This is a genomic window from Paenisporosarcina sp. TG20, assembly GCF_000286315.1.
Classification (GTDB): Bacteria; Bacillota; Bacilli; order Bacillales_A; family Planococcaceae; genus Paenisporosarcina.
Map to the genome: position 1 here is coordinate 1 of NZ_ALJG01000170.1, position 6849 is coordinate 6849.

The window sequence follows — 6849 nt, forward strand, 5'->3', positions numbered from 1 at the left end:
CGGAAAGCGTCCGTCTGTAACGGAAATCATACTGAAAACCAAAGTTGATACTGTGTGCTTTTTTATCTTAAAGGACCGGGCGCACTTACCCGGTTTTTCTTAATATAATTATACTAAATTCAAATCGGCCGTATCTTCTTAAAAAGAAAAAACATTAAATACGATGTTCTTTGTATCGATCATCCCTAAGTAAATTTTTTGCTTGATCTAAAGTACTATTCGAAATTGGTTGATGATAGGCTTGCATCGTATCGTTAATTTGGTGCTCTGAGCTAGCCCCTACTAATATTGCTGACACTTGTTTATGCTGTAATACAAACGCTAGAGCTAAACTGCTCAAATCTTGCGAATGATTTTCAAGTTCCGATAAAGTGTCTATTAACAATTCTTTGCTATATTCAAGATAGCCACTAGACTGCTCAGCACGTCTTAATGCTTCTGATGTAAGTAAACCCTTAGCGAGTGATCCACGCGTCACAACAGAGGCTCCGTGTGCTGATATTAAATCAAACCACTCTTCTGGTCTGCGATCTAACATACTATACTGCATCATGACAGAGCTTGCTGCGCTTTTTGAAAATAATCGTTCAATTACGTTAGGACGAATGGATGAGATTCCGTACGTCCGAATTAGACCTTCTTTTTTTAAGGATTCGAAAGCATCGACTGCTTCTTCTAGATTATCTTCCATCGTACCCCCATGTAGTTGATACAAATCGATATAGTCTGTTTGTAGTCTTGTTAAACTTTTTTTAACTTGTGATGTGATATAAGACTTTGAAGAATCCCAAGTCCAACCCGAACCATCCACATTTAGCTTGTTGCCAACTTTGGTTGCAAGGAACATATCTTGTCGTTTTCCTTTTAATGCATGGCCGACCACAACTTCGTTTTCCCCTTTATCGTACAAGTCAGCTGTATCAAAATAAGTAATACCATGATGAATAGCAGCATTTACTATTTTTTGTGCTTCTTGCTTGTTTGGTGGAAGGGACATACAACCTAGCCCAATTTCAGATACATATAATCCACTTTGTCCTAATTCTCTCTTATTCATTATTAAGCCTCCCTCATTTCATCCATGGTACAATTGTGTTAGTAAATAGACAAACAGAAAGTGTGGAATCTATGAAAAAATACGAAGAGAAAACCATTTCAACAACGCCTATATTTGAAGGGAAGGTCATTTCACTTAGAGTAGATGAAGTAACGTTACCAAACGGTAAAACATCAAAACGTGAATTAATTAAACATCCTGGAGCAGTAGCAATAATCCCGATTACTGCAGATGGGAAAATTGTTTTTGTTGAACAATACCGAAAAGCACTAGAACGTTCTCTTGTTGAAACACCAGCCGGGAAACTTGAACCAGGTGAAGAACCAGAAATTACCGCAAGAAGAGAACTTGAAGAAGAAACAGGTTACGCTTGTGAAAAGTTAACTCATATTCAATCTTTTTCAACTTCACCAGGATTTGCTGATGAAATCATTCATATATATGTCGCTGAAGGGTTAACTAAAATAGAAAATCCTGCAACACTCGATGAGGATGAATTTGTGGAAATTATTGAAGCAACCATTGAGGAAGCTGAGCAAATGATGAAAAACGGACAAATTTTTGATGCCAAAACAGCTTATAGTGTATTGTGGGCTAAAGAATATTTACGAAAATGATGAATGTATGATACTGGGACACGCATAAGCTAATCTATGAAAGGTAGGTGGCGAATGTTGACTCGGTCTTTTCCATTATTTTTTTTACTTGGATTGCTCGTCCTCGGTTATTTAGGTGGATTGTGGCTATATTCAAAAATGCCCTATGAACAAGTTGAAAGAGTCATACATTGGCTAGATCCAAGATTATTAAGTGAGTATGTACCTAATGGCTTTGATTCAATTCTCCCTCAACTTGTAACCATTTTATTATTTCTTCTTTTTGCAACTCACCTTATCCTAAAATATATGATTTTATTAATAGGGACAATGAGAGCTGTTTTTTGGGGGATCTCTTCAGGGTATTTAATAGCGCAGGATACACAATTTTGGACATATGCTTTATGGTGGTTCCCTTTCCAATTAATCTATTGTTCGTTATTACTACTAATTGGTTTTTTACTTGTTCCACCTCCATCCACACAATTACTAATTAAAAATCGTAGTTTTAAACTGATTGGATTCTTAAGTCTTTTTTATATCGTATTAATTGGACTTGAATTGTTTGTCCTTCCATACATTCATGGTTTATAATCAATAGTAGATTATAATCATTATCATATCAAAATACTTTTCTCAATCTTGTAATGAGAATGACCATTTTGGTATAATGAAGTGAGTTTGGGGGGCGTCACATGGAGGGCCGTATTGATCGGATAAAAAAACAGCTTCATGGTGCGAGCTATAAACTGACGCCACAGCGTGAAGCGACAGTTAGAGTGCTGCTTGAGAATGAAGAAGATCATTTAAGCGCAGAAGATGTATATCTTCTTGTAAAAAATAAAGCACCTGATATTGGACTTGCAACTGTATATCGAACTCTTGAACTGCTTACGGAATTAAAAGTAGTCGATAAAATTAACTTTGGAGACGGTGTTTCACGATACGATTTGCGTCAAGAAGGTGCAGCACACTTCCATCATCACCTCGTATGTATTGAATGTGGAGCCGTAGATGAAATCCAAGAAGATTTGCTTGAGGATGTAGAAAACGTGGTAGAAAAAAGATGGAAATTCCAAATTAAAGATCACCGCTTAACATTTCATGGGATTTGTTGGCGTTGCCACGGTAAACATGATGAAAATGAATCGTCTGATTAAACATAGGCGACCCCAAAAAAAGGATGGCAGAATGCTATCCTTTTTTACGTCTAGGAGGGTTTTATGTGAAAGAAATGAAAGATGCTGTCTCCGACTATATCCATTTTTTAAGGGTAGAGAGACAATTATCAGTTAATACACTAACTTCCTACGAAAGAGATCTTCAAGTATATATAAAGGATCTCTCAAAAGTGCAACAATTAAATACATTAAACGATGTAGAACGAATTCATATTCTTTCTCACTTAGAACAGTTGAAAGATGGAGGGAAATCATCTCGTACTTTAGCCCGACATATTTCATCAATTCGGTCGTTTCATCAATTCTTAATACGTGAAAAAGTATCCAACACAGATCCAACAGTACATTTAGAGATGCCTCGAATGGATAAAAAACTTCCGAATATTTTATCAATCGAAGAAATTGAGGAATTAATAGCCGCTTCCAACAACGGGAAACCTCAGGGTTTAAGAGATCGTGCGATGTTAGAAGTTCTTTACGCGACTGGAATGCGAATAAGTGAATGCATTTCATTAAAATTAGAGGATTTAAATTTGACCATGGGATTTGTTAGATGTTTCGGTAAAGGTGGAAAAGAGAGAATAATTCCATTAGGACGATCAGCACTCAATGCTTGTGAAGTTTATTTTAAAGAAGGACGTCCAAAATTGATTAAACCTCTTCATCAAACAGACATAATATTTGTTAATCAACGTGGAAAAGGTTTAACGAGGCAGGGTGTTTGGAAATTAATGAAAGAGTATGCCGTAAAAGCGGGGATTCAAAATCAAATTACTCCACATACAATACGTCATTCATTTGCAACACACTTGATAGAAAATGGAGCAGATTTACGAGCAGTCCAAGAAATGCTTGGACATGCAGACATTTCAACGACTCAAATTTATACGCATGTTAGCAAGACCAGATTAAAAGATGTTTATAAACAGTTCCATCCACGTGCATGAAATTGTTCGTACACGTCAGAAGCTGACGTGTATTTTTTTAGTGCATTTGATAAACTACAACTAGACATTGAAGGAGGATAAGTATGGAAAATAAATCATTTAAACGAATTCACTTAGTCGTTCTAGATTCAGTAGGTATTGGTGAAGCTCCAGATGCAAAAAACTTCGGAGATGAAGGTTCTGATACATTAGGTCATATTGCTGAAAAAATGAACGGTCTTACCATGCCAAACCTTGAAAAAATGGGACTATCAAACATTCGCACATTCAAAGGAATAGAACCTGTAAAAGTTCCTTCAGCCTATTATGGAAAAATGCAAGAATCCTCCGTAGGGAAAGATACCATGACTGGTCATTGGGAAATCATGGGGTTGAATATTAATAAACCTTTTAAAGTGTATCCAAATGGTTTTCCAGAAGAGTTAATCACTGCATTGGAAACTAAAACTGGACGGAAAGTAATCGGGAATAAACCCGCAAGTGGAACAGAAATATTAGAAGAATTAGGACAAGAACATATGGAGACAGGTGCGATTATCGTTTATACATCTGCTGATCCGGTGCTACAAATTGCTGCTCATGAAGAAGTTGTGCCTTTAGAAGAACTATATAAAATTTGTGAAATTGCACGGGAATTAACACTCGATCCAGAATTTTTAGTTGGTCGTATCATTGCTCGTCCTTTCCTGGGAAAACCTGGTGAGTTTAAACGAACTACAAATCGTCATGATTATGCGTTAAAACCTTTCGGTCGTACAGTTATGAATGAATTAAAAGACGCGAATTTTGATGTAATTGCAATCGGGAAAATCTCTGATATTTATAATGATGAAGGTGTAACTGAATCTATTCGTACAAAAGATAATATGGACGGAATGGATCAATTAGCAGAAATAGTGAAGGTAGACTTCCACGGTATTAGTTTTTTAAATCTTGTGGATTTTGATGCACTATACGGGCATCGACGAGATCCAATTGGTTACGGAGAAGCTTTAGAATCTTTTGATGCTCGCATGCCTGAAATCTTAGACGCTTTAACGGATGAAGATTTACTCATAATCACCGCGGACCACGGGAATGACCCAACTTTTGAAGGGTCAGACCACACACGTGAATTTGTACCTTTATTAGTTTATTCAACACGTTTTGCAGAAGGAAAAGAACTTCCACTAAGTGAAACATTTTCTGATATAGGGGCGACGATTGCAGAAAACTTTAATGTCCCTTTGCCAAAGTTTGGACGTAGTTTTCTTTCCCATTTAAACTAAAGGATAGGTGAAAATTCATGAGAATGGTTGATTTAATTGAAAATAAACGTAATGGACAAGAGTTAACCACTGAAGAAATTCATTTTTTCATTGAACAATATACAAATGAAAATATACCGGATTATCAAGCAAGTGCATTATTAATGGCTATCTATTTCCAAGATATGACGGATCGAGAACGGGCAGATTTAACAATAGCTATGGTGGAATCCGGTGATCAAATTGATTTGTCAGGCATTGAAGGAATTAAAGTAGACAAACATTCAACTGGTGGTGTTGGTGATACCACAACATTGGTTCTTGGACCTTTAGTAGCGGCATGTGGAGTTCCGGTTGCGAAAATGAGTGGACGTGGTTTAGGGCATACAGGTGGCACAATTGATAAACTAGAGGCAATAGAAGGTTTTCATGTCGAGTTAACTACTGAACTATTTACTAAACAAGTGAATGAATTAAAATTAGCAGTCATTGGACAAAGTGGTAACTTAACTCCTGCTGATAAAAAATTATATGCACTCAGAGATGTAACAGGGACTGTAAATAGTATTCCATTAATTGCAAGCTCAATTATGAGTAAGAAAATTGCTGCCGGTGCGGATGCAATAGTATTAGATGTGAAAACAGGCGAAGGTGCATTTATGAAATCCGTTGACGACGCACGCAATCTTGCTAGAGCTATGGTCAAAATTGGAAATGATTTAGGCCGTCATACAATGGCTATTATTTCTGATATGAGTCAACCCTTAGGTTATGCAATTGGAAATGCATTAGAGGTCCAAGAAGCCATTGATACACTTCGGGGAAAAGGTCCAGCAGATTTAACAGAACTCTGCTTAGTACTCGGCAGTCAAATGGTTGTTGTTGGAGGGAAAGCCAAAGATTTAGACGAAGCCCGTAAAATGTTAATTGAAGTCATTGATAATGGATCCGCACTTGATATCTTTAAAGACTTTATAAAAAGCCAAGGTGGTAATCCAGCAGTTGTCGACTCACCAGAGTTATTACCACAAGCTGAATTTTCATTTGAAGTTCCATCAAAAGTAAGCGGATATGTATCTTTCATTGAAGCCAATGAGATTGGAACTGCTGCAATGTTACTCGGTGCAGGCCGTGCAACAAAGGAATCAGTAATTGATTTAGCAGTCGGAATCGTCCTTCATAAAAAAGTAGGAGACGTAGTCACAGAAGGCGAGTCACTTGCAACGATTCATGCTAATTCTAAAAATGTGGAAGAAGTATTAGAAATTCTTTACAAATACTATGAGTTTTCAAAACAACCATCTATCGCACCTCAATTAATTAAAGAAATCATTACACAATAGAAAGTCTCAAAAAAGCGTTCTCTATGGAGTGCGCTTTTTTTAGTATAAGGATATCAATATTTAGTATTGATTTTTATTGTATTTGATATAATATTCGAATTTTAACTATTTCTCAAACGGCAGAGTTGCCAATACACTGAAATAATTGCAACTTTAAAAATTATATTACGTTTTAATTAAAAAAGAGAAAGGGGATTTTTCCAATGAGTAAAGCAATTATTTTTGATATGGATGGAACATTATTTCAAACAAATTTAATTTTAGAACCTGCCTTGGAAGCAACGTTTAATGTGCTTCGAAACGACAAGCTATGGGATATGGAAACGCCGATTGAACAATATAGAAAAATTATGGGTGTACCACTACCGATTGTATGGGAAACACTTCTTCCAAACCATTCTTTAGACGTTCGAGAGAAAAGTGATGAATTTTTCCAAAAAAAGCTAATTGAACTTATTACTTAAGTTTCGCACCCCTA

8 protein-coding genes are annotated in these 6849 nt (G+C 36.4%); 7 read left to right on the forward strand and 1 reads right to left on the reverse strand.

Annotation, left to right across the window (positions count from 1 at the left end):
• Window positions 1–154 precede the first annotated feature (154 nt).
• Complete coding sequence (locus B371_RS0102535) at window positions 155–1057, reverse strand: aldo/keto reductase (protein WP_019412747.1); 903 nt, start codon at window positions 1055–1057, stop codon at window positions 155–157.
• A gap of 71 nt (window positions 1058–1128) precedes the next feature.
• Between B371_RS0102535 and B371_RS0102540 the strand changes: the two genes are divergently transcribed.
• From B371_RS0102540 to B371_RS0102570, 7 genes are all read left to right on the forward strand, one after another.
• Window positions 1129–1674 carry an NUDIX domain-containing protein gene (locus B371_RS0102540; RefSeq protein ID WP_019412748.1) on the forward strand — a complete coding sequence of 182 codons (546 nt, stop codon included), beginning with the start codon at window positions 1129–1131 and terminating at the stop codon, window positions 1672–1674.
• A gap of 54 nt (window positions 1675–1728) precedes the next feature.
• Window positions 1729–2247 (forward strand): hypothetical protein, encoded by a 519-nt coding sequence (locus B371_RS0102545; protein ID WP_237721495.1) that lies wholly within the window; start codon window positions 1729–1731, stop codon window positions 2245–2247.
• A 101-nt stretch (window positions 2248–2348) separates the two neighbouring features.
• On the forward strand, window positions 2349–2813 hold the full coding sequence (locus B371_RS0102550) for a Fur family transcriptional regulator (RefSeq protein WP_019412750.1): 465 nt from the start codon (window positions 2349–2351) through the stop codon (window positions 2811–2813).
• Between the two features lie 65 nt (window positions 2814–2878).
• On the forward strand, window positions 2879–3781 hold the full coding sequence (gene xerD, locus B371_RS0102555; RefSeq protein ID WP_019412751.1) for a site-specific tyrosine recombinase XerD: 903 nt from the start codon (window positions 2879–2881) through the stop codon (window positions 3779–3781).
• Window positions 3782–3864: 83 nt separating this feature from the next.
• Window positions 3865–5049, forward strand: coding sequence for a phosphopentomutase (gene deoB / locus B371_RS0102560; protein WP_019412752.1), 1185 nt, complete (start codon window positions 3865–3867; stop codon window positions 5047–5049).
• A gap of 17 nt (window positions 5050–5066) precedes the next feature.
• Window positions 5067–6371 (forward strand): pyrimidine-nucleoside phosphorylase, encoded by a 1305-nt coding sequence (locus tag B371_RS0102565; protein WP_019412753.1) that lies wholly within the window; start codon window positions 5067–5069, stop codon window positions 6369–6371.
• Window positions 6372–6574: 203 nt separating this feature from the next.
• Window positions 6575–6835: a hypothetical protein gene (locus B371_RS0102570; protein WP_019412754.1), complete on the forward strand. Its 261-nt coding sequence runs from the start codon at window positions 6575–6577 to the stop codon at window positions 6833–6835.
• Window positions 6836–6849 lie beyond the last annotated feature (14 nt).

Excerpts from the sequence above, each read along its gene's own strand:
- B371_RS0102535 (WP_019412747.1), bottom strand. The coding sequence starts at position 1,057 with ATGAATAAGAGAGAATTAGGACAAAGTGGATTATATGTATCTGAAATT.
- B371_RS0102540 (WP_019412748.1), top strand. The coding sequence starts at position 1,129 with ATGAAAAAATACGAAGAGAAAACCATTTCAACAACGCCTATATTTGAA.
- B371_RS0102545 (WP_237721495.1), top strand. The coding sequence starts at position 1,729 with ATGTTGACTCGGTCTTTTCCATTATTTTTTTTACTTGGATTGCTCGTC.
- B371_RS0102550 (WP_019412750.1), top strand. The coding sequence starts at position 2,349 with ATGGAGGGCCGTATTGATCGGATAAAAAAACAGCTTCATGGTGCGAGC.
- deoB (WP_019412752.1), top strand. The coding sequence starts at position 3,865 with ATGGAAAATAAATCATTTAAACGAATTCACTTAGTCGTTCTAGATTCA.
- B371_RS0102565 (WP_019412753.1), top strand. The coding sequence starts at position 5,067 with ATGAGAATGGTTGATTTAATTGAAAATAAACGTAATGGACAAGAGTTA.
- B371_RS0102570 (WP_019412754.1), top strand. The coding sequence starts at position 6,575 with ATGAGTAAAGCAATTATTTTTGATATGGATGGAACATTATTTCAAACA.